The sequence below is a fragment of the Pseudomonas brassicacearum subsp. neoaurantiaca genome (assembly GCF_013608025.1).
In the GTDB taxonomy this organism is placed as follows: Bacteria; Pseudomonadota; Gammaproteobacteria; order Pseudomonadales; family Pseudomonadaceae; genus Aquipseudomonas.
In genome coordinates, this window is sequence record NZ_VDLV01000044.1 from 165,505 (window position 1) to 191,085 (window position 25,581).

Here is a 25,581-nt window from a genome sequence, read left to right on the forward strand (position 1 = left end):
AGGACATTCGCATGGAAAGCCTCCACCACCGGCCCGAATCCGGCCCGATTTTTACCCTCGATCATTTCCGCAGGCAGCCGCCGCGTGAGTTCAAGCCGGACGAGTTGCTCGAGCGCCAGTGCGCTCGCGAATCCAATGCCCGCTCTTATCCAAGACGCATCCCGCTGGCGCTCAAGGAAGCCCACGGGCTCTATGTGCTGGACACGCGCGGCCAGGTATTCATGGATTGTCTGGCCGGGGCGGGGACGCTGGCGCTCGGTCACAACCATCCGGTGACCATCGATGCGATGCGGGCGACGCTCGATTCCGGCTTGCCCTTGCATACGCTTGACCTCACCACGCCCGTCAAGGATGCGTTCGTCGAGGCGTTGTTCGCGGCGTTGCCGCCGTCATTCGCGGCCCAGGCACGGATTCAGTTCTGCGGGCCGACGGGGGCCGACGGGATTGAAGCCGCCCTGAAGCTGGCGAAGATCGCGACGGGCCGCAAAGGCATCTTCTGCTTCTCCGGCGGTTACCACGGCATGACCCAGGGCGCGTTGAGCCTGATGGGTAATCTTGGGCCCAAGCAATTGCCCGGTTCGCTGATGGCCGACGTGCAGGTATTGCCCTATCCCTATGATTACCGCTGCCCGTTCGGTATCGGCGGCGAGGCGGGTATCGATGCGGGTCTGAGCTACATTGAACAGCTGCTGACGGACCCCGAATCGGGTGTCCTTCCACCCGCCGCGGTCGTGGTGGAGGTGGTGCAAGGGGAAGGTGGCGTGATTCCCGCTCCGGCCCGCTGGCTTCAGGGGTTGCGTGAGCTGACCCGCCAGCATGGCGTCGCGTTGATTGTCGATGAGGTCCAGTCCGGACTGGGTCGTACCGGCCGCATGTTTGCCTTCGAGCACGCCGGGATCGAACCCGACATCCTGGTTTTATCGAAAGCGATCGGCGGTGGTCTTCCGCTGTCGGTGATGGTCTACCGCGAAGCCCTGGACCTCTGGAAGCCGGGTGCCCACGCCGGCACGTTCCGTGGCAACCAGATGGCCATGGCCGCGGGCACGGCAACACTGCGCTATATCCAGGAGCAAGGCCTGGTTACCCATGCCGAGGCCATGGGGGAGCGCTTGATGACTCAACTTCGACAACTGCAACGCGACTATCCGAGCATCGGCCAGGTGCGTGGGCGCGGCTTGATGGTCGGGGTCGAGATCGTCTCGACGGCAGCCGAAGGTGCACGGGTGCCACCGGCCGATGGCGCCTTGGCAAAAGCCATCCAACAGCAATGCCTGAAGGAGGGCGTCATTCTTGAGTTGGGCGGGCGCCACGGGGCTGTCGTACGGTTCTTGCCGCCGCTGACGATCCAGGCAGCCGAAATTGATCTGCTGATGGAGAAGTTCCGGATTGCGCTGGATCGTGCGGTAGCCTGACGACCTGGTTTGGCTGGCACCCGTAGACAGAAGGTGGTCGGTCAAATCAGGTGTCGCGCATTGGCGCCGGCGATCCTGCCTGCAAGCATGCCTGACACTCGTGTCATCCCTCGAGACTGTGTACCAGGTTTTCGAGGGCCTCCAGGGCCTCCTCGTCGGGCGGTGGCGGTGCGGGGCTGGCGCAGCGCACCTGATACGCAAGCCGGTACTCGCTGGGCGTGCAATTGGCGTACTGCTTGAAGGCGCGGGCGAAATAAGAAGGGTCCTTGAAGCCGGCCTCGTAGCCGATGCTGGTGATGGGCATCTGGCTGTTATCGAGCAGTTCCTTGGCAAAGGACATGCGCTTGTTCAGCACGTAGTCGGTAAAGCCCAGCCCGTTGGCCTCCTTGAACACCCGGCTGAAGCGAAACGTGGTCATGCCGCAACGCTTGGCCAGGTCGCGCTGGTCGATGCTGTCGCGAAAATGCTGGTCGATGTACAGCATGATGTGGCTGAGGGCCTGGTGTTTCTGGTGCCCTGAGGTCAGGCGGATGCTGTCCGGCAGGGTCGGAGAGTGATCAATCTGCGAGGTCGAGCCTCGCCCGCCAGCCTGACGGCGCAACTCGCACAGCTGCGTCACCGCGGTCAGGTAACGCTTGCGCTCGGTGGTTGCCAGGGGAAGCACCATGTATTCCCAGACGCTTGAACGCATGGCCCAGACGGCGAGTTCCTCGGAGTGTTGCACCGTGAACATGGTGATGGGGATGGCCGGGACCGTGCGCTTGATGTCCAGCAGCCGCCTCAAGCCCTGCGTATCCGGGCGATCGAAATGGATGCAGATCATGTCGGCCTGCACGCCAGTGGGCAGCAAGGCGTTTTTCGCCACAATGCAGTCGCACGCTTGCTCGAACTGGCTGATGAGTTCCTGGGTGGAACGATCGTGAGTCAGATCAAACCATAACAGCTTTGGCTTGCCAGTCAGATTCGACGCCATAGGACGACTACTCGGTGGTTCTTCCTGCCCGTTAGCTAGCAGTATTGCCAATGTGCTATCAGTTTGCCGAATTAATTTTTATAAGCCGCTCATTCTTTAGCTCCGAGTCTCTGTGGGCGCCGTTTCAGCGGTCAAAAACCTGGAAATATTGGCAGCCTGGACTATTTCGCTGTCGGCGCAAAAAAATCCTAGCGATGTGCAAAATCCTCCTAACGACACTACCGGCCTCCTGACTAGGGTTGCATCAGGCAGTTCGAAATGTACTGCCTCTTTGAAAACAACCCCGATGAGGTGTGCGAAATGACTCTTCAAACTATCAAGGCTTCGGTACTGAAGTTCGCCAAAGATGAAGACGGCCTGACCATTGTGGAATACGCCGTTGCCGGCGGGTTGATCACCGTGGCCGTGGCCGCGATGTTCGTTTTGCTGGGCGGCGCCGTGAACACCCGGATTACCGCACTGTGCGCCGCCGTCAAGGGCGCTGCCTGCACATAACGCGAGTGGGATGAAGCCCATCGAGGCGTCGATTTCAGCTTTGTTCGATAAAGCTGCGCAGTATCCGCTTAGTGGGCTTTGCCTGTTCTTTGTTGCCAATTTTGCTACCGCTGAAGTGAGGTAAAGAAGATGAAACTTCAAACATTCAGAACTTCGATAGCCAAGTTCTTAAATGATGAAGACGGCCTGACCATTGTGGAATACGCCGTGGCCGGGGGACTGGTAACGGTGGCGGTTGCCGCGATGTTCGTTCTATTGGGCGGTGAGGTGAACGCTCGAATTACCGCGCTCTGTGCCGCGGTCAAAGGTGCTGCTTGCACTTAACCACCCCTTAGGGAGACGCATCATGTCCATGGAATTGCTGATGTCGACGGTACTGTTGCTAGGACTGCTGGGTGTGGCGGTGGTGAGCGACCTGCGTCGCCACCGCATCCCCAACACGCTGGTCCTGTTGGGCCTGGCCCTGGGATTGGCCAGCCAGGCTTATATCGGCGGGATCGGCGGGCTGGGCGACGGCCTGTTGGGCATGCTGATCTGTTTCGCGCTGTTCCTGCCCATGTATGCCCTCGGTGGCATGGCCGCTGGTGACGTCAAGCTGATGACAATGGTCGGCAGTTTCCTGCCCTTTCATTTCGCACTGTGGGCGGCGCTGTTCAGCCTGATCGCTGGCGGCGTGTGCGGTTTCCTGATTGTCCTGGCCCGCGGCCAGTTGCTCCAGACCTTGCAGCGCTACTGGTTGAGCGTCCGGGCCCAGGCTTATCTGGCACCGGCGTCGGATGAAGTGGCCGGCAAACCCTTTCCTTACTCGATTGCGATCCTGATCGGCACTTTGAACAGCGTTTACTGGCAGTTGGTTGCCGGTGGCTGGGGAGTCTAGTCATGCACGTCATCAACGATAGCGATGCCTACCCCAGCGAACGGGAAGCCGTGCAACGCCTGGCGCCTCAACCGAGTTCGATACGCGACACCGGCCTGACGGACAGTTTCCTCGGCGAACTGGTGTGCAAACACCTGCACGACGCCGGTGTGCTGGACATGTCGCGGCTGGTGGAGCGCCTGGCCCTGACCGGCGCGGTGCTTGAAGAAGTCCTGGCGTTCCTGCGCAAGGACGGTCGCGTCGAAGTGCTGGGTCAGTTGGGACAAACCGGCGGACAAACGCTGCGCTATGGCCTCACAGAACGCGGCCGCAGTTCCGCCCGCGACGCCTTGGCCCGCAGCGGCTACATCGGCGCCGCGCCGTTTCCGGTCAGCACCTACCGCTCGCTGATCAAGATCCAGACCATCCACCACGGTCGCATCACCGCCAAGGACATGAACCACGCCCTGGCTGGCATGGTGCTCAGCCAAGGCATGCTCGATCAATTGGGCGTCGCGCTCAATTCCGGCCGGGCAATCATGATCTACGGCCCGGCCGGCACCGGCAAAACCTATGTCAGCAGCCGTCTGATCCGGTTGTTCGCCGAGGCCATCTGGGTGCCCCACGCCATTGTCATCAACGAGTCGGTGATCGAAATCTACGACCCGCAGGTGCATCAGCGCCTGGATGACAGCAGCCAAACGAACAACCTGATGCTCAACGAAGGCATCGACCGTCGACTGTTGTGCTGCAAACGCCCGATCGTCATCACCGGCGGCGAGTTGAGCATGGAACAGCTGGACGTGCGCTACGACCCGTTCACCCGGCAATACCAGGCGGCCCTGCAACTCAAGGCCAGCAACGGCCTGTTCATCATCGACGACATGGGTCGCCAGCGCATGGCCCCGGCCGAGCTGCTCAATCGCTGGATCGTGCCGATGGAAGAAAAGCGCGACTTCATCAACCTGGGCGGCGGGCGGCACTGCGAGCTGCCGTTCGACCTGGTGCTGGTGTTCTCCACCAACCTCAATCCCCTCGAATTGGCCGACGAGGCCTTCCTGCGGCGCATTGGCTACAAAGTCCAGTTCGGCTACCTCAAGCCCGAGGATTACGAGCGCATCTGGCGCCAGGAGTGCGAACGCCTGGGCATCCCGTATGACCCGCTGCTGGTGCGCTATGTGCTGCAACGGCTGTATGCAAGCGAAGGCATGCCACTGGTGCCTTGCCATCCCCGCGACCTGTTGAACATGGCGCTCGACCGCCAGCGTTACCTGGGCGGTTCCGGGCCCCTGTCGCCGCAAGAGCTGGAATGGGCCTGGCACAACTACTTCGTTCAGCTCGACTTCCTTTGATCTGGAGATACCGACATGAGCTCTCGTACGCTTCCGCTGATAGGCGTTTCCCTGGTAATGGGCCTTGGTGCCGCATGGATGGCTGACTCCTGGCTGAGCGCGCGACTCAACGCGACCCCCGATGATCACTTGCGAAGCGTGGTGGTCGCGACGGTGGAAATTCCCTTCGGACAAATGGTCGAGGCCCAGCAGGTCACGACCGTGCGCATGCCCATGGACACAATTCCGGACGATGCTTTCGACAGCAGCGAAAAGGCTGTGGGCAAGATCGCCACGTTCGACATCCTGCGTGGCGACATCGTGCGCGGTGCTCGTTTGAGCGAGCACCTGGGTGGCAGCACCCTGGCCTCGCTGATCGCGCCTGACAAGCGGGCGATATCGGTGCGCGTGGATGATGTGGTCGGTGTCGGTGGCTTCCTGCTGCCAGGCAACCGGGTCGATGTGCTGGCGACCAAGACCACCAGCGCCGGCAGCAACAACGCCACATCCCGAACCCTCCTCGAAAATCTGCGAGTGCTGGCGGTGGACCAGACCGCGGGCACCGACAAGACGCAACCGGTGGTGGTGCGGGCCGTGACACTGGAAATGTCCGCCAGCGAAGCGGAACTGCTGGTCACCGCACAGACCGAAGGCAAGCTGCAACTGGCACTGCGCAATCCCTTGAACCTCGAGAAAAAAGCCGTGACCGTCGCGCCGCCAGCCCCTGCGCCGGTCATGGCGGTGGCCGCCGCTCCGGTGCCAAGGCCAATGGTGCAACGCAGCGTTCGGCCTCAGGGCGGCGCGATCACGCTGATCCGTGGCGTTGAAAGCAGCGTGATCAATGTCCGCTAGATGACTTCCCCATCCCGGGCCCACTAGGGCAGGGCGATACCGATCCTCAACGCTGTAGATGAGGGCTCGATGATGAATGCCAAGATCCGGCAGCCGTTGACGCTGCCACGACGCCAGGGAGGGGCGGTAAGTGTACTGATGGTGATCGCCATGGCGGCCATTGCGATGACGGCGGCGTTGGCCCTGGACGGCGGTCATATGCTGCTGAACAAGACCCGCCTGCAAAACGCGGTGGATGCCGCGGCCCTGGGGGGCGCCAAGACCCTGAGCCAGGTCAAGGGCAGCATGAACATGGCCAGCACGACCCGCACGGCGGCCCTGGATACGCTGAGCAGAAATGCCAGCGCCGCGGGCAACACGGAACTGGCCACTGCCGTCGCTGGCAATCCGGGCACGTTTGCCGTGGTTGAATTGTCCAGCAGCGTCTACGGCCCATTCTCATACCCCGGCCCCAGCGACGCCAAGTACGTGCGGGTGTCGGTGGCTAACTATCAACTCAACGGTTTTTTCTGGAGCTTCGTCCAGTCGATGGGCAGCGGTGGCCTGGGCAGCAAAGCCGTGGCGGCCATCGCCACCGCCGGGCCCAGCCCAACTTCGCCTTGCGACGTGGCGCCCCTGATGGTCTGTGGCGATCCTGGTCAATATGACCCGTCTGCCGGGAATTTCTGGAGCTATCACTTCGGCGACCTGGTGGTGCTGAAAACGGCGGCGGGAAACACCTCACCCATCGGACCGGGTAATTTCCAACTGCTCGATTTTGGCTCCGGCGGCAGTTCGGTGCGTGAGGACCTGGCCGGCGGAGGTACGGTTTGCCGCGCCGTCGGGGATAACGTCCAGACTTCCCCAGGCAACACAGTGGGGCCAGCTTCCCAGGGCTTGAACACGCGCTTTGGCATCTACAACGGCCCGGTCAGTGCATCCAACTATCCACCGGACCTGGTCACCTCTTCGAGCTCGCCAGCGATGGTCTACAACGACACGCTTTCCCAGGCGCAATACAAAGGCCAGCCCGTCACGTCGAGTGGCGGTGACCTGTCGGCGGGCGGCGAGGCGATAGCGGACTACAACGATTGGCGCACCCAGGTCGCCGCCTGCGTGGGCGGGAGTGGCAGTGGCTGCCAAAGCAACGGCGTCTTCGAGCGCCGGATGCTGAAAATCGTGGTGGGCAATTGCACCGGCAAACAGGGCGGCTCAAGCACTATTCCCGTGCTGGGTTTCGGCTGCTACTTCGTCGTACAGCCGATGAACGGCGGCGGTACCCAGTCGCAGATATTCGGTCAGTTCGTCCACGAATGCGAAGGCGACAACGTGCCTGGCCCGACACCCAGCAGCGACGCCGGGCCGCAGATCATCCAGCTCTACAAAACCTATATCAATGGCAGCGGCACGCCGAGCACAGACTCGTAGGAGGCGTCATGAAACTTGCCCCGTTCAAATCACCCCGGGCCCAGCAAGGCGTCGCACTGGTGGAGTTCACCCTGGTGCTGCCGGTGTTGCTGTTGCTGTTACTGGCCTTCGGCGAGTTCGGTCGCATGCTGTACCAATACAACGTGCTGTTGCAGGCCAGCCGCGATGCCGACCGCTTCGTCGCCAGCCAGGCCTGGAATTCCACCCTTGGCGCGGTCTCCCTGAGCAGCGCGCTACAGACCCAGACGAAAAACGTCGCGGTGTATGGCGTGCCCAGCGCGTCCGGCACTGCCGTGGTGTCGGGCTTGACGACGGCGAACGTGCAGGTCGCCGCCGAGGGCACCAGCCATGTGCGCGTCACCATCACCTACACCTTCTGCCCGGTGATTGGCGCGGGCAGTTGCAGCGGGTCGATCCCCGGCTTTTTCGGCAGCGCCATTGCGCTGGGCATCCCGCTGGTGGCGACCACTGTCATGAGGGCGCTGTGATGAATCGCAAGCAGATGCGCGGCACCTACATCGTCGAGTTCGCCTTCGTTGGCCTGCTGGTGTTTACCCTGCTGTTCGGTGTGCTGGAAATGGGCCGGTTGTACTTCACCGTCAACGCCCTCGATGAAGCCGCGCGGCGAGGAGCGCGCCTGGCGGCAGTGTGCAACATCAGCGATCCGGTGATCCTGCGCCGGGCGATTTTCAATGCCGCGACGGATTCAGGCACCAGCCAACTGATCAGCAGCCTGGCTACCTCGAACCTGGTGCTGACTTACCTGGACGTCGACGGTGCCGTGGTCGCAAACCCCGGCGATACCTCTGGCAGCACGGGTTTCCGAGCCATCCGCTATGTCCAGCTGAGCCTGCAGAATTTCGTTTTCAACTTGTTCATTCCCGGACTGGGCGTGCCCATTACCTTGCCCACCTTCAGGGCAACCTTGCCACGCGAAAGCCTAGGGCGTCATTCCGATTCAGGGGAGATCACACCATGCTGAACACCCGGGAAACTCCGCTCACAAGCGCCACCGGCAAGGCCGGGCTGCGCATATTGATCAGCAGCCGTGATGCCGCGTCGTTGCGCGATCTGCAGTGCGTCTGCCAGCGCATGCCTGGCCTTGAAGTGAGCACACGCCTGGTCAGCAACGGCCATGTCGATCCGCTCTACGGCCTGGACCGGATGCCCGATCTGTTGCTGTTGCGGGTCAGCCATCTGTGGCGCGAGGAGCTGTCGGCGCTGCTGCAACGTCCGGCTCACGAACGCCCGCCGATGCTCGTCTGCGGTCTGTTGGGCGAGCAGGAAGGCATGCGCCTGGCGATGCAGGCCGGTGCGCGGGACGTGTTGCCCGAACCTTTCGCCGATACCGAACTGGTGGCTGCCCTGAATCGCCTGGTGGCGGAAGTGCGCCTCGGCAATGGGAACGAGGGCAAGTTGGTCGCGGTGATCAGCGCCAAGGGCGGCTCCGGCGGCACGCTGGTGGCATGCAACCTGGCCCAGCAACTCAGCGCCCGGTCAGGCAATACCTTGTTGCTGGACATGGACCTGCAGTTCGGCAGCGTGACCCATTACCTGGATGTCGCCCAATCCCACAGCCACCTGGAAGTGCTGCAACAAGTCGAGGACATGGACAGCGTGGCATTGCGAGGCTTCTGCAGTCACTTCAGCCCGACCTTGCATGTGTTGGGTGGCCGCGCCGGCGAATTGTGCCTGCCCCAGGATGCCCAGCCGGAGCAGCTCGACGCACTCTTGCAACTGGCCCGCACCAGCTATGACTGGATTGTGGTGGACTTGCCCCGGCAGATCGATCACCTCACCGGCTCCGTCCTTGAACAGGTGGACCGGGTCTACGTGGTGGTGCAACAGAGCGTCAGTCACCTGCGTGACGCCAGCGCCCTGGTGCGGATCCTTCGTGAAGACCTCGGCGTGCGCGGCGACCAGTTGCAGATCGTGGTCAACCGCTACGACAAGACCGCCGCGGTCAGTCTGAAGGACATCGGCGAAGCCCTGCGTTGCCCGAATATTTCGAAACTGCCCAATGACTTCAACCTGGTCAGCCAGAGTCAGAACACTGGCGTGCCATTGGGGCTGCATGCACCAAAGGCGGCCATCACCGCCGCGTTGCGCGATTTGACCGAAGACCTGGTCGGTCACCAGATGGCGGCAGGCAAAGGCCTGCTCAAACGCGCCTTCAACCGTTTCTTCGGGGGATGACCCATGATCAGCGACTTCCGCAACCGCTTGCGCAAACAGCCCGGCAAAACCGGCGCTTCAGTGGCCGCCCAGCAAGGTGACGGCCAGCCAGACTCGGCCGAAGAGTTGATGGCCTGGGAGCACGCCGTTCCCGATGTGCCTTATGAAACCCGCACCCAGGTCACCCCGGTGGAAGCCGAGTGGCGGGAAAAGATCTACCAGCAGTTGCTCAAGGTGATGGACCTGTCCTTGCTCGATGCCCTCGAACAAGTCGAGGCCACGCGGCAGATCCGCGATATTTGCCAGCGCTTGCTGGAAGAACATTCGGCGCCGGTGAGTACAGCCAGCCGGCAGTTGATCATCAAGCAGATCACCGATGAAGTACTGGGGCTCGGCCCGTTGGAACCGCTGCTGGCCGACCACAGTGTGTCCGACATCCTGGTCAACGGTTTTGCCTCGGTCTATGTCGAACGCTTCGGCAAGCTGCAACGCACCGACGTGCGCTTCCGCGATGACCAGCATTTGCTGAACATCATCGACCGCATTGTTTCCAGCCTTGGGCGGCGCATCGACGAGTCTTCGCCGTTGGTGGACGCCCGGCTCAAGGACGGTTCGCGGGTCAACGCGATCATTCCGCCGCTGGCCATCGATGGCCCGAGCATGTCGATCCGGCGCTTTGCCGTGGACCTGCTCAACACCGACAGCCTGATCCAGGTGGGCACCATGACGCCGGCCATTGCCTTGCTGCTCAAGGCTATCGTGCGCGGGCGCCTGAACGTGTTGATCTCCGGTGGGACCGGCAGCGGCAAGACCACCATGCTCAACGTGCTGTCGAGTTTCATCCCGCATAACGAACGGATCGTCACCATCGAGGATTCGGCCGAACTGCAACTGCAACAACCCCACGTGGTGCGCCTGGAAACCCGGCCGTCGAACATCGAGGGGCGAGGCGAGGTGAGTCAGCGCGAGCTGGTGCGCAACAGCCTGCGGATGCGCCCGGATCGCATTGTCATCGGCGAGGTGCGTGGCGCCGAAGCGCTGGACATGCTCACGGCAATGAACACCGGCCACGACGGTTCGCTGACCACCATTCACGCCAACACCGCCCGCGATGCATTGGGTCGCGTCGAGAATATGGTGTCGATGACCGGGGCGACCTTTCCGATCAAGGCCATGCGTCAACAAATTGCCTCGGCCATCGATGTGGTGATCCAGTTGGAGCGTCAAGAAGACGGCAAGCGTCGCGTCACCAGCATGCAAGAGATCAACGGCATGGAAGGGGAGGTCATCACCATGACCGAAATCTTCTCCTTTGCGCGCCACGGCATCGGTGAACACGGTGAGGTCTTGGGTGAGTACAAGCCCAGTGGAATGATCCCGGCCTTTCGCGATGTGCTGGCCAAGCGCGGTATCGAATTGCCGCTGAGCATGTTCCGGCCTGAATGGATGGAGGGCCGGCAGCCATGAAAGGTATCCCGGGCGAATTCATCCTTATCTTCCTTGGCATGGTGTTCATCGCCGTGTTCCTGCTGTCCCAGGGCGTGGTGGTGCCGGTGTTCGGCGAGGCCGGGAAAATGCGCAAGCGCATTCGCGGTCGCCTGCACGTCCTGGAGAAAGCTAATCACCTGCCCAACATGCAGACGGTACTGCGGCAGAAATACCTGACGCGCCTGTCTCCCCTGGAAGCCCGGCTGGAACAGCTGCCGTTCATGGCCAACCTGACCCAGTTGATCGAGCAGGCCGGCCATGAATACCGCGCCTACCGGGTGATGCTGCTCGGCCTGGCCATTGGCGCCGCGATGGGTGCCTTGGTGTTGATGGTCTGGCCGATCTGGTGGGTGGCGCTGTTGGTGGCGTTTGCCATGACCTGGCTGCCGCTGCTGAAAATCATGCGCGATCGCAACAAGCGTTTTGCCGCCTTCGAGGAAGGTTTGCCAGACGCCCTGGACGCCATGTGCCGGGCCTTGCGCGCCGGGCATCCGTTCAACGAAACCCTGCGCCTGGTCGCTGAGGAGCATAAGGGACCGGTGGCCCAGGAGTTCGGCATGACCTTCTCCGACATCAACTATGGCAACGATGTGCGCAGGGCCATGCTGGGCCTGTTGGAGCGCATGCCGAGCATGACCGTAATGATGCTGGTGACGTCGATCCTGATCCACCGCGAGACCGGCGGCAACCTGACCGAAGTGCTGGAGCGCCTGAGCCGGTTGATCCGCGGGCGTTTCCGTTTCCAGCGCAAGGTCCGGACGTTGTCGGCCGAAGGGCGGATGTCCGCCTGGGTGCTGGTGGCGATTCCTTTCGTGCTGGCGATCGCCATCGTGGTGACCAGCCCCAGTTACATGCCGGTACTGGTCAATGACCCCATCGGCCACAAGCTGATATTTGGCGCGTTCTGCGCCATGTTGGTGGGGATTTTCTGGATCCGGAAGATCATCCGGATCCAGGTCTAACGCTGTTGCGCCCAGAGGTATCGGTCATGGACTTTTTGCTCGGGTTGTTCAGTCGATTCACCGGGAACGAGGAGCTCGCGCGCCTGTTGTTCGTCACTGTGATTGGCGTCAGTACAGTGTTCGCGGCCGGAGCCGTGCTGCTGATGATGCTGGGCCTGCAAGACCCGGTACAGCGCAGGCTGGCATTGATCAAGCGTGGTTACGCCGGCAGCGCGGCAGGGAAGGAGGCCCCCGGTAACTTGCAACTGTTGCTGGAGCGGGTCGGTCAACGCTTCGCCTCGGCCGACGCGACCCAGGCGTCCGCTACCCAGATGTTGCTGACCCATGCCGGTTATCGATCCGCTTCGGCGGTGCAGATGTATTGGGCCGTGCGCCTGATGCTGCCCCTGGTGATGATCGGCGTGACCTTGTTGCTGCTGCCGATGGTCAAGGTCTCACTGGCCATGGGTCTGCTGGCGATAGCCCTCATGGCGGGCATCGGTTGGCTGGTGCCGGCGCTCTATGTCGGCAAACGCAAGAATGCACGGCAAGGCCGGCTGCGCGCAGCATTTCCGGATGCGCTGGACTTGATGGTGGTCTGCGTCGAATCGGGCCTGGCCTTGCCCACTACCATTGAGCGGGTGGCTGAAGAAATGTCCGTCAGCCAGGTCGAGCTGGCCGAGGAACTGGCGCTGGTCAACGCGCAGATCCGCGCCGGCATCACCAGCACCGAGGCGCTCAAGCAACTGGCCGTACGTACCGGCCTGGAGGATATCCAGGGCTTGGTCAGCCTGTTGGCGCAAAGTATCCGTTTCGGCACCAGCGTGGCCGATACCCTGCGGATCTACGCCGATGAATTCCGCGACCGGCGTACCCAGGCTGCCGAAGAAATGGGCGCCAAAATCGGCACCAAACTGATCTTCCCGCTGATTTTCTGCCTGTGGCCGAGCTTCTTCCTGGTCGCCATCGGCCCCGCCATGATCGGCGTGTTCAGGGCTTTCGGGAATATGTAGAAGAGCCGGACTGCCGAAGAACCTGTGGGAGCGAGCCTGCTCGCGAAAGCGGTGTGACAGTCAATGATGGTGTTGGCTGTGATTCCGTCTTCGCGAGCAGGCTCGCTCCCACAGGTTTTTGTGTTGTTGCCTGTGCACATGTCCGCCGCCGATCCAATGTGGGAGCGAGCCTGCTCGCGAAAGCGGTGTGACAGTCAATGAAGATGTCGACTGTGGTTCCGTCTTCGCGAGCAGGCTCGCTCCCACAGGTTTTTGAGTTGTTAGCTGTGTCATGTGTCCGCCGCCGATCCAGTGTGGGAGCGAGCTTGCTCGCGATAGCGGTGGGTCAGTCAATGAAGGTGGTGGCTGTGATTCCGTCTTCGCGAGCAGGCTCGCTCCCACAGGTTTTTGTGTTGTTGCCTGTGCACATGTCCGCCGCCGATCCAATGTGGGAGCGAGCCTGCTCGCGAAAGCGGTGGGTCAGTCAATGATGGTGTTGACTGTGGTTCCGCCTTCGCGAGCAGGCTCGCTCCCACAGGTTTTTGTGTTGTTGCCTGTGCACATGTCCGCCGCCGATCCAATGTGGGAGCGAGCCTGCTCGCGAAAGCGGTGGTCAGTCAATGATGGTGTTGGCTGGGATTCCGTCTTCGCGAGCAAGCTCGCTCCCACAGGTTTTTGTGTTGTTGCCTGTGCACATGTCCGCCGCCGATCCAATGTGGGAGCGAGCTTGCTCGCGATAGCGGTGGGTCAGTCAATGAAGGCGTTGGCTGTGGTCCCGCCTTCGCGAGCAGGCTAGCTCCCACAGGTTTTTGTGATGTTAGCTGTGCCATGTGTCCGCCGCCGATCCAATGTGGGAGCGAGCTTGCTCGCGAAAGCGGTGGGTCAGTCAATGAAGGTGGTGGCTGTGATTCCGTCTTCGCGAGCAGGATCGCTCCCACTGGCGGCCCTGGCTTGCTTCAGTTAACACCTTCAAGCCAAAAGACCGCAGCCTCCGGCAACGCCTACTTCACACATAAGGCTGCCGGAGGCTGCGGTCTTTACGTTTGTGACGCTTCACTCACTCTTGCTGACGTCACCCCCCATGTCCTGTTCGAAGAACATCGGGATCGGGTAAGTAAAGCTGTTCAGCCAACGCTGCATGGCCAGCTCGCGTTCGGCGGCCGATGCGGTTTGCAGGTTGGTGGAAGCCACCACGCCACGGATTTGCAACTGCATCCAGCTCTCGGTCCCTTGCTGCGCCGCCGAAGACGGGCCTGGGTCGATCGCCCAGGCGGAAGTGGACAGGCAAGTCAGGCATACGATCAACAATTGTTGGGTTTTCATCTCTCGGACTCCTCGAAACGCGCTACTTGACCGCGCCGGTTGAGGCATCGACGACCTCGGTCAGGCGGTTCGATTGTGAGGTCGTTGCATTACCGGCAGAGCCGCGGATTTTTTCCGCGCGGGCTTGTGCATCCGCCACCTGTTGAGGACTCAGCTTGGCCATGCTCGCCAGTTGCGCCGCCTGCTTCCAGTTGTCCTGGTAGATCAGCAGAGTCACCATGTTGAGTGCCGCCAGCGTGTCTGACTGCTGCAGCTCCATGGCCGTCATGAACTCGAAGCGAGCTTGAGGAATCCGCTTCTGATTAAGGTAGACAACCCCCAGGTCATTGCGGATTTTTCCTTCGGTGGGTGCCATCTTTGCTGCGCGTTCAAGGTGTTCCATGGCGTTGGCGTTGTCATTCTTGGCCGCAGCCAATTGACCAAGACCATGTTCACCATCGGCAGCCAGGCAAGTTCCAAGCAGGCTTTTATACAAAGGCTCGGCTTCGCTGCGTCCCATCAGGCGCAGCACCCGGGCCTTGCGCAAACGGACCTGGACCAAGTCTTCGGGTAAGCGTTCAAGATTCGCCAGGCTGGCGTACAAACGACCTTCGTTGGCCATGTCATCGGCCAGGTTCAGGGCCAGTTCCTGGTCGGCGCCGGGCTTGGCGCAACTGGCCGGGCTTGAGGCCACGGTGCCGTGGCTGGCACAACCGGCGAGCATCAAGGTCGCTGTTATCGCAATCATCGCTTTCATCCCATGCCCCTTGGAAACCGGTTGAATGGCTAACGCTTCGCACTGCACGTAGCGGCTCATTGGGACAGCCCGCTGCGGTTGTCGAACTCGCCATGTTCAAGGAAGTACATGCGATAGAAATTCGGATCGTAGTTGCGCAATTGCTCGCCCGGCAACGTTGGCAGTTGCGCGTCGGCGGCCAGCGGTTGGACCAGGTGCGGAGTGACAATCATCAACAGCTCGCGCTCTTCGCGGTTGATGGAATTGTCGCGAAAGAACGCGCCAAGAATGGGTATATCGCCCAAGCCTGGAAACTTGTTCACCTGTGAACTGTTGCGGGTGCTGATCAGGCCGCTGATGACGAAACTTTCGCCGTCGGCCAAGGCAATACTGGTATCGGTGCGGCGCACGGTCAGTGCGGGTACCAGTGTCCCGGCAATGTTCACGGCGTTGGTGAAATCCAGTTCGCTGACTTCCGGCGCGACCTTCAAAGCGATGCGGTTTTTACCGATCACGGTGGGCGTCAGGGTCAGGCGAATACCGAATTCCTTGTACTCGATAGACACGTTGTCGCTGCCGGCACTGGGCACGGGAATCGGCACTTCGCCGCCGGCCAGGAAGCTGGCGCTCTGGCCGCTGAGGGCCACCAGGCTTGGCCGCGCCAGGGTGTAGGCAAAACCGCTGCCTTCCAGCGCATTGATCATCAACAACGTCTTGCCGGTGGCGAACGACAGATTGAACATGTCGTTATTGACCGGCAGGGAAGGCCGGACGATGCCGCCGACAGTGGGCAAGGTTCTCGGCGCGCCGAACAGGAAGTTGCCACGGGTACCGAAAATCGAAGTGGAGGCCTCCTTGAGCTTGGTCCGGCTGACTTCGACAAAACGAATGTCGGTCTGCACCTGGGCGAGCAGCATAGGATCTTCAGACGGTACGCTCGCGGCACTGGTCAGTGCCGCTGTGGCGCGACCCGTGACGAAGACCATGCTTTGGCGCGGTATCTTCGAACAGGCCGTCCATACCATCAGGCTGGTTGCGCCGGGCATGAGGCCTGTAAGAATGAAGGCATCGTTGCCACTGGGCTGTACGTCGGCAATTTTCGGATCGCCCACCGCCAGCTTCGTTACGGGGGCAAGAATACGCAGCTCGCTCTGCAGTCCCTGGCCGACCTCGAAGGTGGCCGGCAAGTTGTCCAGTTGCGAACAACTATCCGCCGCGGCGTGAGCCGCATCCAGGCCGAGGCCCATCCAGAACAAGCCATGAACAAGGTGTTTCAACACGGGCACAGTACGATAGCTCATAAAATGATCCTCGACAGACAGGCCGTCCTTAGGCTAACCAGTGCCTCGGATCATTTATGGGGCCCGGGCTGCCCCCCCATTTTCATCAAATCACTCAATGTCGCCGGCAAATGGCCTGGGGCACATTGGACGTCCTGACTGGATGGCACGCTGTATTCAGTACATCTTTAAACGCCCTTCATAACCGGGCTGGCGAGCAGGACGACGGTTGCCGATCAGGTCGGCTATGGATCGGTTCGCCTGTTCCCTGCCCGCTTCTGATTGACAGTAGTTCAACAATGGCAAAGCGCCACGGCGTTTGTGAAAAAAACGTCTAAAAAGTGACGGGGGCGAAAAGCATGGGGTGATGTGCGTCAATAAACTGTCTTTTGCTGTCATTCTGCAGGACAAATCCCAGGCGCCGCTATCAACAAAAAGCCGCAAAAAAGCCCGCAGGGTCAGAACCGTGCGGGCCTTGGCATTGCTGTTTCGTGATCAGTGCTTGCTGTCCTGATCCGACATTGCCAGCAATTGTTTTTCCTGGTTCCAATCAAAGGGCTCGTCGTTTTGTTCTGCTTCGAAACGACGCTCTTCCAAAGCCTGGTACAGACTGATTTCTTCGTCGGGCATGTAGTGCAGGCAATCACCGGCGAAATACCACAGCAGGTCGCGAGGCACCAGGTGGGCAATCTGTGGATAACGGACGATCAACTGGCACAGCAGGTCCTGACCCAGGTACTGGCTTTCGATCGGGTCGACAGGCAGTTGCGCGCGCAAGTCATCAAAGCGCTCCAGGAACAGCGCATGGCTTTCTTCGGGAACCTGTTCGGCCTCACCCACGGCGACCAGGATGCTGCGCAAGTGGTCAAGCAAGACAAGGTGATCGGCAACGACATTGGACACGAGATAAGTCCTCAAGAGCAAAACGGGCGCAGGAGTATAAAGCGCCTGCGCCCGCTTTTACATGCTAGTCCGTCTGGATCACCTGACTTTGTCCTCGGCGAGTGTCAGCGCTTCCTTATCAAAATCATCGACATCGATGACTTTCCGCCTCGCCGCTTCGGCCGCGCGCAGGGCCTGTGCTTCACCGGCCTGCAACACGCCGGCTTCAAGAGCCGCATCGATAAGGTGTTCTCCAGGCGCTGGGTTGAGCTGGCCCTGCTTGAGGGCAGCATGGAGTTTTTTCTGCAACGGATGGGCGGCCGCCAGCAGGTCGGCGGCGTGTTGCAGCGCGCCCACCGGATCTTCTGTTGATTGCGGGCGATAGCAGCCCTGCAGCAATTCTTCCAGGGTCGGGTCGCCTTTGGGCCGTCCGATGACTGCCGCGACCTTGGCATCGAGCCTGTCGCTTGGTCCCTTGTGTCGCCGGCCAAAGGGGAACACCACCAGGCGCAACAGACAGCCCAGCACCCGGTTGGGGAAGTTGTTTAGCAGTTCATCCAACGCTCGCTCCGACTGGCCCAGGCTTTCTTCCATGGCCCACTGGAACAGCGGCGCCATATGATCCGGCGAGTCGAGATCGTGGTAGCGCTTGAGCGCGGCCGATGCCAGGTAGAGATTGCTCAGCACATCCCCCAGGCGCGCGGACAAGCGTTCGCGACGTTTGAGTTCGCCGCCCAGCAACATCATGCTCAGGTCCGCCAGCAGGGCGAACGCTGCCGCCTGCCGGTTGAGGGCGCGGAAATAACCTTGGCTCAGGGCATTGCCTGGCACGTTGTCGAAATGCCCCAGGCCCAGGTTGAGCACCAGCGTACTGGCGGCGTTGCTGATGGCGAAACCGATGTGCTTGAGCAACAGCCGGTCAAACTCGATCAGGGCCTGATCCTTGTCTTCGCGGGTGACCAGGGCCATTTCCTTGAGGACGAACGGATGGCAGCGGATCGCGCCCTGGCCGAAGATCATCAAGTTGCGCGACAGGATATTCGCGCCTTCCACGGTGATGAAAATCGGTGCGCCTTGCCAACTGCGCCCCAGGTAATTGTTCGGCCCCATGATGATGCCCTTGCCGCCATGCACATCCATGGCGTGGCTGATGCATTCGCGGCCGCGTTCGGTCAGGTGGTATTTGAGGATCGCCGACAACACCGAAGGTTTCTCGCCGAGGTCCACCGCGTTGGCGGTCAGCATGCGCGCGGCGTCCATCAGCCAGGCATTGCCGCCGATCCGCGCCATCGCTTCCTGGATGCCTTCGAACGCCGACAACGGTACGTTGAATTGCTCACGCACCTGGGTGTATTGGCCAGTGACCAGGCTGGTGAACTTCGCCGCGCCGGTACCGACCGCTGGCAGGGAAATCGAGCGCCCGACCGACAGGCAATTCATTAGCATCATCCAGCCCTTGCCGAGCATGGCCTGGCCGCCAATGAGGAAATCCAGCGGGATGAAGACGTCCTTGCCCCAGTTCGGTCCGTTCATGAAGGCCGCGCCAAGGGGGAGGTGGCGACGACCGATATGGACGCCAGGAGTATCGGTGGGGATGAGCGCAAGGCTGATTCCCAGGTCTTCTTCGTCGCCCAACAGGTGATCCGGGTCATAAGCCTTGAAGGCCAGGCCGAGGAGGGTAGCGACCGGGCCGAGGGTGATGTAGCGTTTTTCCCAGTTCAAGCGCAGGCCGACGGTTTCATGACCCTGCCACTCGCCTTTGCAGATGATTCCGGTGTCGGGCATTGCCCCGGCGTCGGAGCCGGCCAATGGACCGGTCAGTGCGAAGCAGGGGATGTCGTCGCCACGGGCCAGGCGCGGCAGGTAGTGGTTGCGTTGTTCGTCGGTGCCGTAGTGCAGGAGCAGTTCCGCCGGACCGAGGGAGTTCGGGACCATCACGGTGGAAGCCAGGTCGCCGCTGCGGGTGGCCAGCTTCATGGCTACCTGGGAATGGGCATAGGCGGAAAATCCTTTGCCGCCGTATTCCTTGGGAATGATCAGGGCGAAGAAACCGTGTTCCTTGATGTGTGCCCAGGCTTCTGGCGGCAGGTCCATGGCTTGGCCGATCTGCCAGTCGCTGACCATCGCGCAGAGTGCTTCGGTTGGGCCGTCGAGGAACGCCTGTTCTTCTTCGGTCAGTTGCACCTTGGGGTAGGCCAACAGCAAGTCCCAGTCCGGCCGGCCGCTGAACAGTTCGCCATCCCACCACACCGTGCCCGCGTCGATGGCATCGCGCTCGGTCTGCGACATGGGTGGCAGGGTTTTCTGGAACCAGTCGAACATCGGCGCGCTGAAATATTTGCGGCGCAGGTCTGGCAGCAGCAGCGGCGTCGCGATGGCGGCGAGCACCAGCCAGAGAACGAGCATCAGCCAGCCGGGCGCATGGCTGGCAATGCCCATCGCCAGCAGGTAGACCGCGACGATGCCCAGCGCCGGCAGCGGGGCGGTGCGGCGATGCGCCAGCCAGGCTATCCCGACTACCAGAACCAGTATCCACAACAACAGCATAAGTGATCCTCCATGAACCAAGGCAAAACCGACCTTCAGAGCGTAGACGGCCCCTGCAAAACCGGCGGTAGGCGCAATGGGACTGATCTCGTGGGAAACCCGCCTTGTATTACGCCAGTCTGGTTGGCAACAGCCGTGGGAAATCGTTCGTTGTCGAAGTGAGAAAACGTCATTGTTTGGCGTAAATGCCCTGTCTGCCCAGGAAGGCCTGGCAGCGCGCTCTTGCTTGGTGATTTGAGCCATTGCTGATCCGGCGTATGCTGCTGCGGCATTTATCCATCGAGGGAAGCCGTGATGCTGAAGATCTGGGGTCGGAAGAATTCGTCGAACGTGCGCAAGGCGTTGTGGTGCGCCGAAGAGCTGGGACTGGCCTATGAGGCCATCGATGCAGGCGGCGCGTTCGGGGTCGTGGACACGCCCGAATACCGCGCGAAGAATCCCAACGGCCGGGTTCCGATGATAGAAGACGACGGCTTCGTGCTCTGGGAGTCGAACACCATCGTTCGATACCTGGCTGCTCGCCATGCCCCAGGTTCGGCCTGGTATCCCGCTGATGTCCAGGCCCGGGCCACGGCGGAAAAATGGATGGATTGGACGACGTCGAGTTTTGCCGCGCCGTTTCGCACGGTGTTCTGGGGCGTCTTGCGTACCCCGGCCGAGCAGCAGGATTGGACCGCTATCAAGGCCGCGATCAAGGAATGCGAGGACCTGCTGGCAATGGTGGAGCAGACCCTGGGCGAACAGCCTTACCTATCGGGTAATGAAATCGGCATGGGCGATATCCCACTGGGCAGTTTCATTTATGCCTGGTTCGAGATGCCCATCGAGCGAGCCGCGCAGCCCAATGTACAAGCCTGGTATGCACGGCTCCAGCAGCGTCCGGCCTATCGCAAAGCCGTGATGACCGCGTTGACTTAATACTTACTATCGACACGCTTCACTGTACTTGTGCGGCGACGCCACGCACCATTGCCTTCGTGCGGGTGGTTGCATTGCTCGTCGCACGCCCTTATCTATTCTTCTCTTTTCCCCTTCTTGGTGCGTAATCCGATATGAGTTCCGCTCTGTCCATACGGCAGTTAACCAAAACCTACGGCAACGGTTTCCAGGCCCTGAGTGGTATCGATCTGGACGTCGCCGAAGGTGATTTCTTCGCCTTGCTTGGCCCTAACGGCGCCGGCAAATCCACCACCATCGGTATTCTTTCCACCCTGGTGAACAAGACCAGCGGCACGGTCAACGTGTTTGGCCATGACCTGGACCGCGAGCCCGCCGCGCTCAAGCGCTGCATTGGCGTGGTGCCCCAGGAATTCAACTTCAACCAGTTCGAAAAGACCTTCGACATTGTCGTGACCCAAGCGGGGTACTACGGCATTCCGCCGAAGATCGCCAACGAACGCGCCGAGCAATACCTGACTCAACTGGGCTTGTGGGACAAGCGCGACGTGCCGTCCCGCTCGTTGTCCGGCGGCATGAAGCGCCGCCTGATGATCGCGCGTGCGTTGGTGCATGAACCGCGCCTGCTGATCCTCGACGAACCGACCGCGGGCGTGGACATCGAGCTGCGTCGTTCGATGTGGACCTTCCTGACCGAGTTGAACCAGAAAGGCATCACCATCATCCTCACCACGCATTACCTGGAAGAGGCCGAGCAGCTATGCCGCAACATCGGCATCATCGACCACGGCACCATCGTCGAGAACACCAGCATGCGGCAGTTGCTGAGCCAGTTGCATGTGGAAACCTTCCTGCTGGATCTCAAGCATGACCTGAGCGTTGTCCCACAGCTCGTCGGCTACCCGGCTCGGTTGCTCGACGGTCATACGCTGGAAGTCCAAGTCGACAAATCCGCCGGCATTACCGGGCTGTTCACTCAACTGGCCCTGCAGGACATTGAAGTGCTGAGCCTGCGCAACAAGACCAATCGCCTTGAGGAGTTGTTCGTGTCCCTGGTGGAAAAAAACCTGGCGAAGGTGGCGGTATGAGTTCCGAACTGCGACCCAACCTGATCGCCCTCAATACCATTGTCTACCGTGAGGTCCGGCGCTTCATGCGGATCTGGCCGCAGACCTTGCTGCCCCCGGCTATTACGATGGTTCTGTACTTCGTGATCTTCGGCAATCTGATCGGTCGGCAAATAGGCGACATGGGTGGCTTCACGTACATGGACTACATCGTGCCGGGACTGATCATGATGTCGGTGATCACCAACTCCTACGGCAACGTCGTGTCGAGTTTCTTCGGTAGCAAGTTCCAGCGCTCGATCGAAGAACTGATGGTCTCGCCGGTTTCACCCCATACGATCCTGATCGGCTTCACCTTGGGCGGTGTGTTGCGAGGGTTGGCGGTGGGCCTGATCGTGACGTTGCTGTCGCTGTTTTTCACGGACCTGCAGGTGCATCACCTGGGCGTGACGATCCTGGTGGTCGTCCTGACGGCCACGATCTTTTCGCTGCTGGGTTTCATCAATGCCGTGTTCGCGCGCAACTTCGATGACATCTCCATCATCCCGACCTTCGTGCTCACGCCGCTGACTTACCTCGGTGGCGTGTTCTATTCGATCTCGTTGCTGCCACCGTTCTGGCAGACCGTGTCGCTGGCCAACCCGGTGTTGCATATGGTCAACGCGTTTCGCTACGGGATCCTTGGGGTTTCGGACATTCGAATCAGTATTGCGATTACGTTCATGCTGGTGGCGACTGTTGTGCTTTATGTGGGCTGCGCGCGGTTGTTGGTGAGCGGGCGGGGGATGCGCACCTGACAAGACGCGTCGCCTTTTTCGCGAGCAAGCCCGCTCCACACTGATCTATGTCGAACGCTGATCTGGCGTTCACTGAATATCGAATGTGGTAGCGGCCTTGCTCGCGAAGAGGCCAATAAGAACACCACAAAAAAGGCCTCCATTCCCAGGAGGCCTTTATGCATCTCACTGACGGCTTTTTTTGCGCCGTCGCCACTGCCGCGCCACCCACCAGCGCCAGTAACTCATGGTCACGAAGTAGGCCAAAGCCCCAAGCACCAACCCCGTCACCACCGAACCCAGCAAAAACGGCTGCCACAACGTCGACAGCTGATGGGTAATCCACTCCCAGGTCAATTCGTCCGGCAGCGTGCGGGCGGGCACGTTCATCAGCCAGGCACCGGTTTGATAGGTGCAGAAAAACACCGCGGGCATGGTGATGGGGTTGGTCAGCCAGACGAGGCTCACGGCAATCGGGATGTTGCCGCGAACCATGATGGACAGTGCGGCGGCCAGCAACATCTGCAAAGGAATAGGTAGAAAAGCGGCAAACAATCCGACGGCCATCGCCCGCGCCACTGAATGGCGATTGAGGTGCCAAAGGTTGGGGTCGTGCAGCAGGGTGCCAAGAAAGCGTAAGGATTTGTGTTCCCGAATGCTCGCAGGGTCAGGCATGTAGCGTTTGAATAGGCGCCGGGGCATAAGGCTTCTCGGTCGGGTCAAAGCAGTCAGGCCGCAAGTATGTCCGGATTCTACGGTCGGCAGATTCAGACTTTGTGACAATTGATAACGTTCGGGGTGCCGCAGACCGGCTAAGCCTTAGAGGGAACTCTCAAGGATGGGCTTATGCGCACAGCGATGATCGCGCTCGCACTCGGGCTGTTGGTCCCGATTTTCTTACCGGCCTTGCCGCCGCTGTGGCTGATCGTGGCGATGGTAATGGCAGCGCTTGCCATGTTGCCGTTTCGCACTTACCCGGCGAGTTTTTTTCTCCTCGGATTGGCCTGGGCCTGTGTTGGGGCGCAGCTTGCGCTGGATGACCGGTTGCCCGCTGCCCTGGATGGTGAAACCCGCTGGGTGGAGGGAAATGTCGTTGGTTTGCCGCAATACAGCGAGGGCATGGTGCGTTTCGAACTGGCCGATGCCCACTCCCGACGCACCCGCTTGCCTGCACTGATGCGCCTGGCCTGGTATGGCGGGCCGGCGGTCAAGAGCGGTGAAAAGTGGCGCTTGGCGGTGAAGCTCAAGCGGCCGGTCGGGTTGCTCAATCCCCATGGTTTCGACTACGAAGCGTGGCTGCTTAGCCGCGGCATCGGCGCGACCGGCACCGTCAAGGAGGGTTTGCTGGTACAGCCGGCGCAGGGCGCTTGGCGCGACGGGGTGCGCCAGGCGTTGGCAAAGGTCGATGCTCAAGGGCGTTCCGGTGCGCTGACGGCGCTGGTGCTTGGCGACGGGGCTGGATTGAGCCGCGAAGATTGGCAAGTGCTGCAAGACACCGGCACGGTTCATCTATTAGTGATTTCCGGGCAGCACATCGGCCTGTTTGCCGGCCTGGTGTACCTGCTGGTGGCTGGCGCGGCGCGTTATGGCGTATGGCCTGCGCGTCTGCCGTGGTTGCCCTGGGCTTGTGCCTTGGCGTTCGCCGCAGCCCTGGGCTACGGCTTGCTCGCCGGATTCGAAGTGCCGGTGCGGCGGGCCTGCACGATGATCGGTCTGGTGCTGCTGTGGCGCTGGCGTTACCGCCAGGCCGAACCCTGGTGGGCCTGGCTGCTGGCATTCATTGGGGTGTTGATGTTCGATCCGCTGGCGAGCCTGCGCCCCGGGTTCTGGTTGTCGTTTGCCGCCGTCGCGATATTGATGTTCACCTTCGGCGGTCGCCTGGGCCCCTGGCGCTGGTGGCAGACCTGGACCCGTGCCCAGTGGCTGATAGCGCTCGGGTTATGCCCGTTGTTATTGATCCTTGGCTTGCCGGTCAGCCTGAGCGGTCCGTTGGTCAACCTGGTAGCGGTGCCCTGGATAAGTCTGCTTGTACTGCCGACGGCTCTGCTTGGCACGGCGTTGCTGCCGGTTCCGGGCGTCGGGGAAAGTCTGCTGTGGGTCGCCGGTGGGTTGCTCGACCTGCTGTTCCAAGGCCTCGGGCTGGTCGCCGGGCGAATGTCGGCCTGGATGCCTCCCGCCGTCCCGCTGTGGGCGCTGTGTATCGCGGCGCTCGGCGCTGTGCTGCTGTTGCTTCCCAAAGGCCTGCCGTTGCGCGTCCTGGGTTGGCCGATGTTGATGCTGATCGTCTTCCCTCCTCGGGCAGAGGTGCCTCACGGACGTGCTGAGATCTGGCACTTGGATGTTGGCCAGGGTCTGGCGGTCCTGGTGCGTACCCATCGGCATGCATTGCTGTATGACGCCGGGCCACGCTTTGGCGAGGCCGATGCCGGCGAGCGCGTGGTGGTTCCGACCTTGCGCAAACTCGGTGTGGGACGGTTGGACCTGATGCTGCTCAGTCACGCCGACGCTGATCATGCCGGCGGTGCCCGCGCGGTGCGCAATGGATTGCCGACGACTCGGGTGATCAGCGGCGATCCTGATGCGCTGCCCGCCGATCTGCTGGCAGGGCCGTGCGACAGCGGCGAAAGCTGGGAATGGGATGGGGTCCGGTTCGAGATGTGGCGCTGGGCGTCAGCCTTCGAAAGCAACCAGAAGTCCTGCGTCTTGCTGATTGAAGCCGACGGCGAGCGGTTGCTGTTGACCGGTGATATCGATGCCCATGCCGAGCGAGCCCTGCTCGATGGGCCGCTGGGAGCGCCGACTCATTGGCTGGCCGCACCGCATCATGGCAGTCGCAGTTCGTCGTCGATGGCGCTGTTGACGCGTCTCAAGCCGCATTCGATATTGATTTCCCGAGGGCGAAACAATGCATTCGGCCATCCGCATCCCTGGGTCATGCAGCGGTATAAAAGGTTGGGCATGGCAATCCACGACAGCGCCGAGCAGGGTGCCATTCGTCTGCAACTGGGTGCCTTCGAACCCGCGCGCACCGAGGCTGGGAATCGCCGCTACTGGCGCGAGCCGCCGTCCGCTGGGCCGCCGCCCCGGCATTGACCTGCCTCAGTGTTGTGGGTGGTGTTGTTGGCTGGGCGAGCCTGCACGGCGAGTCTGTATGATAAAGTGGCGCACTTTT

The 25,581-nt window shown here is 61.2% G+C and carries 24 protein-coding genes; 17 read left to right on the forward strand and 7 right to left on the reverse strand.

All coding sequences use genetic code 11. The features are described 5' to 3' along the window. Positions 1–11 precede the first annotated feature (11 nt). On the forward strand, positions 12–1,412 hold the full coding sequence (locus tag FHK92_RS21685; RefSeq protein ID WP_181289883.1) for a diaminobutyrate--2-oxoglutarate transaminase: 1,401 nt from the start codon (positions 12–14) through the stop codon (positions 1,410–1,412). Between the two features lie 103 nt (positions 1,413–1,515). On the opposite strand, the gene FHK92_RS21690 is transcribed toward FHK92_RS21685, so the two are convergent. Further along, positions 1,516–2,385: a response regulator transcription factor gene (locus FHK92_RS21690; RefSeq protein WP_181289885.1), complete on the reverse strand. Its 870-nt coding sequence runs from the start codon at positions 2,383–2,385 to the stop codon at positions 1,516–1,518. Between the two features lie 300 nt (positions 2,386–2,685). Between FHK92_RS21690 and FHK92_RS21695 the strand changes: the two genes are divergently transcribed. The 12 genes from FHK92_RS21695 to FHK92_RS21750 all read left to right on the forward strand — a co-directional run bounded on the left by FHK92_RS21695 (position 2,686) and on the right by FHK92_RS21750 (position 12,943). Beyond that, the gene (locus FHK92_RS21695) at positions 2,686–2,880 is read left to right on the forward strand and encodes a Flp family type IVb pilin (protein WP_181289887.1); all 195 of its coding nucleotides are present in this window, start codon (positions 2,686–2,688) and stop codon (positions 2,878–2,880) included. A 129-nt stretch (positions 2,881–3,009) separates the two neighbouring features. After that, entirely contained in the window at positions 3,010–3,204 is a 195-nt protein-coding gene (locus tag FHK92_RS21700) for a Flp family type IVb pilin (RefSeq protein WP_181289889.1), read from the forward strand. Positions 3,205–3,226: 22 nt separating this feature from the next. Next, positions 3,227–3,757: an A24 family peptidase gene (locus FHK92_RS21705; protein ID WP_181289891.1), complete on the forward strand. Its 531-nt coding sequence runs from the start codon at positions 3,227–3,229 to the stop codon at positions 3,755–3,757. 2 nt (positions 3,758–3,759) lie between these two features. Further along, positions 3,760–5,088, forward strand: coding sequence for an AAA family ATPase (locus FHK92_RS21710; protein WP_181289893.1), 1,329 nt, complete (start codon positions 3,760–3,762; stop codon positions 5,086–5,088). 15 nt (positions 5,089–5,103) lie between these two features. Beyond that, a complete protein-coding gene (gene cpaB / locus FHK92_RS21715) occupies positions 5,104–5,919 on the forward strand; it encodes a Flp pilus assembly protein CpaB (protein WP_181289894.1) in 816 nt (271 codons plus the stop codon). 69 nt (positions 5,920–5,988) lie between these two features. Continuing rightward, on the forward strand, positions 5,989–7,326 hold the full coding sequence (locus FHK92_RS21720; RefSeq protein ID WP_181289896.1) for a Tad domain-containing protein: 1,338 nt from the start codon (positions 5,989–5,991) through the stop codon (positions 7,324–7,326). Between the two features lie 8 nt (positions 7,327–7,334). Beyond that, entirely contained in the window at positions 7,335–7,814 is a 480-nt protein-coding gene (locus tag FHK92_RS21725) for a TadE/TadG family type IV pilus assembly protein (protein WP_181289898.1), read from the forward strand. Continuing rightward, positions 7,814–8,308 (forward strand): TadE/TadG family type IV pilus assembly protein, encoded by a 495-nt coding sequence (locus FHK92_RS21730; protein ID WP_181289900.1) that lies wholly within the window; start codon positions 7,814–7,816, stop codon positions 8,306–8,308. Before FHK92_RS21725 ends, FHK92_RS21730 begins: the two co-directional genes overlap by 1 nt. Next, complete coding sequence (locus tag FHK92_RS21735) at positions 8,302–9,522, forward strand: AAA family ATPase (RefSeq protein WP_181289902.1); 1,221 nt, start codon at positions 8,302–8,304, stop codon at positions 9,520–9,522. The genes FHK92_RS21730 and FHK92_RS21735 overlap by 7 nt, the downstream gene beginning before the upstream one ends. Positions 9,523–9,525: 3 nt before the next feature. Next, positions 9,526–10,968 carry a CpaF family protein gene (locus FHK92_RS21740; protein WP_181289903.1) on the forward strand — a complete coding sequence of 481 codons (1,443 nt, stop codon included), beginning with the start codon at positions 9,526–9,528 and terminating at the stop codon, positions 10,966–10,968. Next, positions 10,965–11,951 (forward strand): type II secretion system F family protein, encoded by a 987-nt coding sequence (locus FHK92_RS21745; RefSeq protein WP_181289905.1) that lies wholly within the window; start codon positions 10,965–10,967, stop codon positions 11,949–11,951. The genes FHK92_RS21740 and FHK92_RS21745 overlap by 4 nt, the downstream gene beginning before the upstream one ends. Before the next feature lie 26 nt (positions 11,952–11,977). Further along, positions 11,978–12,943 carry a type II secretion system F family protein gene (locus FHK92_RS21750; protein WP_181289907.1) on the forward strand — a complete coding sequence of 322 codons (966 nt, stop codon included), beginning with the start codon at positions 11,978–11,980 and terminating at the stop codon, positions 12,941–12,943. A gap of 1,032 nt (positions 12,944–13,975) precedes the next feature. Here FHK92_RS21750 and FHK92_RS21755 read toward each other — a convergent pair. From FHK92_RS21755 to FHK92_RS21775, 5 genes are all read right to left on the reverse strand, one after another. Beyond that, complete coding sequence (locus tag FHK92_RS21755) at positions 13,976–14,245, reverse strand: DUF3613 domain-containing protein (RefSeq protein ID WP_181289908.1); 270 nt, start codon at positions 14,243–14,245, stop codon at positions 13,976–13,978. 22 nt (positions 14,246–14,267) lie between these two features. Then, positions 14,268–14,981, reverse strand: coding sequence for a tetratricopeptide repeat protein (locus FHK92_RS21760; protein WP_181289910.1), 714 nt, complete (start codon positions 14,979–14,981; stop codon positions 14,268–14,270). A 56-nt stretch (positions 14,982–15,037) separates the two neighbouring features. After that, complete coding sequence (locus tag FHK92_RS21765) at positions 15,038–16,261, reverse strand: type II and III secretion system protein family protein (protein WP_181289912.1); 1,224 nt, start codon at positions 16,259–16,261, stop codon at positions 15,038–15,040. A gap of 474 nt (positions 16,262–16,735) precedes the next feature. After that, positions 16,736–17,143: a PA2817 family protein gene (locus FHK92_RS21770; protein WP_181289914.1), complete on the reverse strand. Its 408-nt coding sequence runs from the start codon at positions 17,141–17,143 to the stop codon at positions 16,736–16,738. A 78-nt stretch (positions 17,144–17,221) separates the two neighbouring features. Further along, positions 17,222–19,669: an acyl-CoA dehydrogenase gene (locus FHK92_RS21775; RefSeq protein ID WP_181289915.1), complete on the reverse strand. Its 2,448-nt coding sequence runs from the start codon at positions 19,667–19,669 to the stop codon at positions 17,222–17,224. 294 nt (positions 19,670–19,963) lie between these two features. On the opposite strand from FHK92_RS21775, the gene FHK92_RS21780 reads away from it, so the two are divergent. From FHK92_RS21780 to FHK92_RS21790, 3 genes are all read left to right on the forward strand, one after another. Next, on the forward strand, positions 19,964–20,587 hold the full coding sequence (locus tag FHK92_RS21780) for a glutathione S-transferase family protein (protein WP_181289917.1): 624 nt from the start codon (positions 19,964–19,966) through the stop codon (positions 20,585–20,587). 134 nt (positions 20,588–20,721) lie between these two features. Further along, complete coding sequence (locus tag FHK92_RS21785; RefSeq protein WP_181289919.1) at positions 20,722–21,654, forward strand: ABC transporter ATP-binding protein; 933 nt, start codon at positions 20,722–20,724, stop codon at positions 21,652–21,654. After that, a complete protein-coding gene (locus FHK92_RS21790; protein ID WP_181289921.1) occupies positions 21,651–22,430 on the forward strand; it encodes an ABC transporter permease in 780 nt (259 codons plus the stop codon). The genes FHK92_RS21785 and FHK92_RS21790 overlap by 4 nt, the downstream gene beginning before the upstream one ends. Before the next feature lie 165 nt (positions 22,431–22,595). Here the strand turns inward: FHK92_RS21790 and FHK92_RS21795 are convergent, their stop codons facing one another. Continuing rightward, positions 22,596–23,111 (reverse strand): DUF2062 domain-containing protein, encoded by a 516-nt coding sequence (locus FHK92_RS21795; RefSeq protein WP_181289923.1) that lies wholly within the window; start codon positions 23,109–23,111, stop codon positions 22,596–22,598. A 144-nt stretch (positions 23,112–23,255) separates the two neighbouring features. Between FHK92_RS21795 and FHK92_RS21800 the strand changes: the two genes are divergently transcribed. Further along, a complete protein-coding gene (locus tag FHK92_RS21800; RefSeq protein WP_181289924.1) occupies positions 23,256–25,502 on the forward strand; it encodes a DNA internalization-related competence protein ComEC/Rec2 in 2,247 nt (748 codons plus the stop codon). The last annotated feature ends 79 nt before the right edge of the window (positions 25,503–25,581 follow it).

What these genes read in the sequence shown, in the direction of transcription:
- FHK92_RS21785 (WP_181289919.1), top strand. Translation starts at nt 20,722, where the DNA reads ATGAGTTCCGCTCTGTCCATACGGCAGTTAACCAAAACCTACGGCAAC.
- FHK92_RS21735 (WP_181289902.1), top strand. Translation starts at nt 8,302, where the DNA reads ATGCTGAACACCCGGGAAACTCCGCTCACAAGCGCCACCGGCAAGGCC.
- FHK92_RS21745 (WP_181289905.1), top strand. Translation starts at nt 10,965, where the DNA reads ATGAAAGGTATCCCGGGCGAATTCATCCTTATCTTCCTTGGCATGGTG.
- FHK92_RS21775 (WP_181289915.1), bottom strand. Translation starts at nt 19,669, where the DNA reads ATGCTGTTGTTGTGGATACTGGTTCTGGTAGTCGGGATAGCCTGGCTG.
- FHK92_RS21730 (WP_181289900.1), top strand. Translation starts at nt 7,814, where the DNA reads ATGAATCGCAAGCAGATGCGCGGCACCTACATCGTCGAGTTCGCCTTC.
- FHK92_RS21780 (WP_181289917.1), top strand. Translation starts at nt 19,964, where the DNA reads ATGCTGAAGATCTGGGGTCGGAAGAATTCGTCGAACGTGCGCAAGGCG.
- FHK92_RS21690 (WP_181289885.1), bottom strand. Translation starts at nt 2,385, where the DNA reads ATGGCGTCGAATCTGACTGGCAAGCCAAAGCTGTTATGGTTTGATCTG.
- FHK92_RS21725 (WP_181289898.1), top strand. Translation starts at nt 7,335, where the DNA reads ATGAAACTTGCCCCGTTCAAATCACCCCGGGCCCAGCAAGGCGTCGCA.
- FHK92_RS21700 (WP_181289889.1), top strand. Translation starts at nt 3,010, where the DNA reads ATGAAACTTCAAACATTCAGAACTTCGATAGCCAAGTTCTTAAATGAT.
- FHK92_RS21760 (WP_181289910.1), bottom strand. Translation starts at nt 14,981, where the DNA reads ATGAAAGCGATGATTGCGATAACAGCGACCTTGATGCTCGCCGGTTGT.
- FHK92_RS21740 (WP_181289903.1), top strand. Translation starts at nt 9,526, where the DNA reads ATGATCAGCGACTTCCGCAACCGCTTGCGCAAACAGCCCGGCAAAACC.
- FHK92_RS21710 (WP_181289893.1), top strand. Translation starts at nt 3,760, where the DNA reads ATGCACGTCATCAACGATAGCGATGCCTACCCCAGCGAACGGGAAGCC.
- FHK92_RS21705 (WP_181289891.1), top strand. Translation starts at nt 3,227, where the DNA reads ATGTCCATGGAATTGCTGATGTCGACGGTACTGTTGCTAGGACTGCTG.
- FHK92_RS21800 (WP_181289924.1), top strand. Translation starts at nt 23,256, where the DNA reads ATGCGCACAGCGATGATCGCGCTCGCACTCGGGCTGTTGGTCCCGATT.
- FHK92_RS21765 (WP_181289912.1), bottom strand. Translation starts at nt 16,261, where the DNA reads ATGAGCTATCGTACTGTGCCCGTGTTGAAACACCTTGTTCATGGCTTG.
- FHK92_RS21720 (WP_181289896.1), top strand. Translation starts at nt 5,989, where the DNA reads ATGATGAATGCCAAGATCCGGCAGCCGTTGACGCTGCCACGACGCCAG.
- FHK92_RS21795 (WP_181289923.1), bottom strand. Translation starts at nt 23,111, where the DNA reads ATGCCCCGGCGCCTATTCAAACGCTACATGCCTGACCCTGCGAGCATT.
- FHK92_RS21790 (WP_181289921.1), top strand. Translation starts at nt 21,651, where the DNA reads ATGAGTTCCGAACTGCGACCCAACCTGATCGCCCTCAATACCATTGTC.
- FHK92_RS21755 (WP_181289908.1), bottom strand. Translation starts at nt 14,245, where the DNA reads ATGAAAACCCAACAATTGTTGATCGTATGCCTGACTTGCCTGTCCACT.
- cpaB (WP_181289894.1), top strand. Translation starts at nt 5,104, where the DNA reads ATGAGCTCTCGTACGCTTCCGCTGATAGGCGTTTCCCTGGTAATGGGC.
- FHK92_RS21685 (WP_181289883.1), top strand. Translation starts at nt 12, where the DNA reads ATGGAAAGCCTCCACCACCGGCCCGAATCCGGCCCGATTTTTACCCTC.
- FHK92_RS21750 (WP_181289907.1), top strand. Translation starts at nt 11,978, where the DNA reads ATGGACTTTTTGCTCGGGTTGTTCAGTCGATTCACCGGGAACGAGGAG.
- FHK92_RS21695 (WP_181289887.1), top strand. Translation starts at nt 2,686, where the DNA reads ATGACTCTTCAAACTATCAAGGCTTCGGTACTGAAGTTCGCCAAAGAT.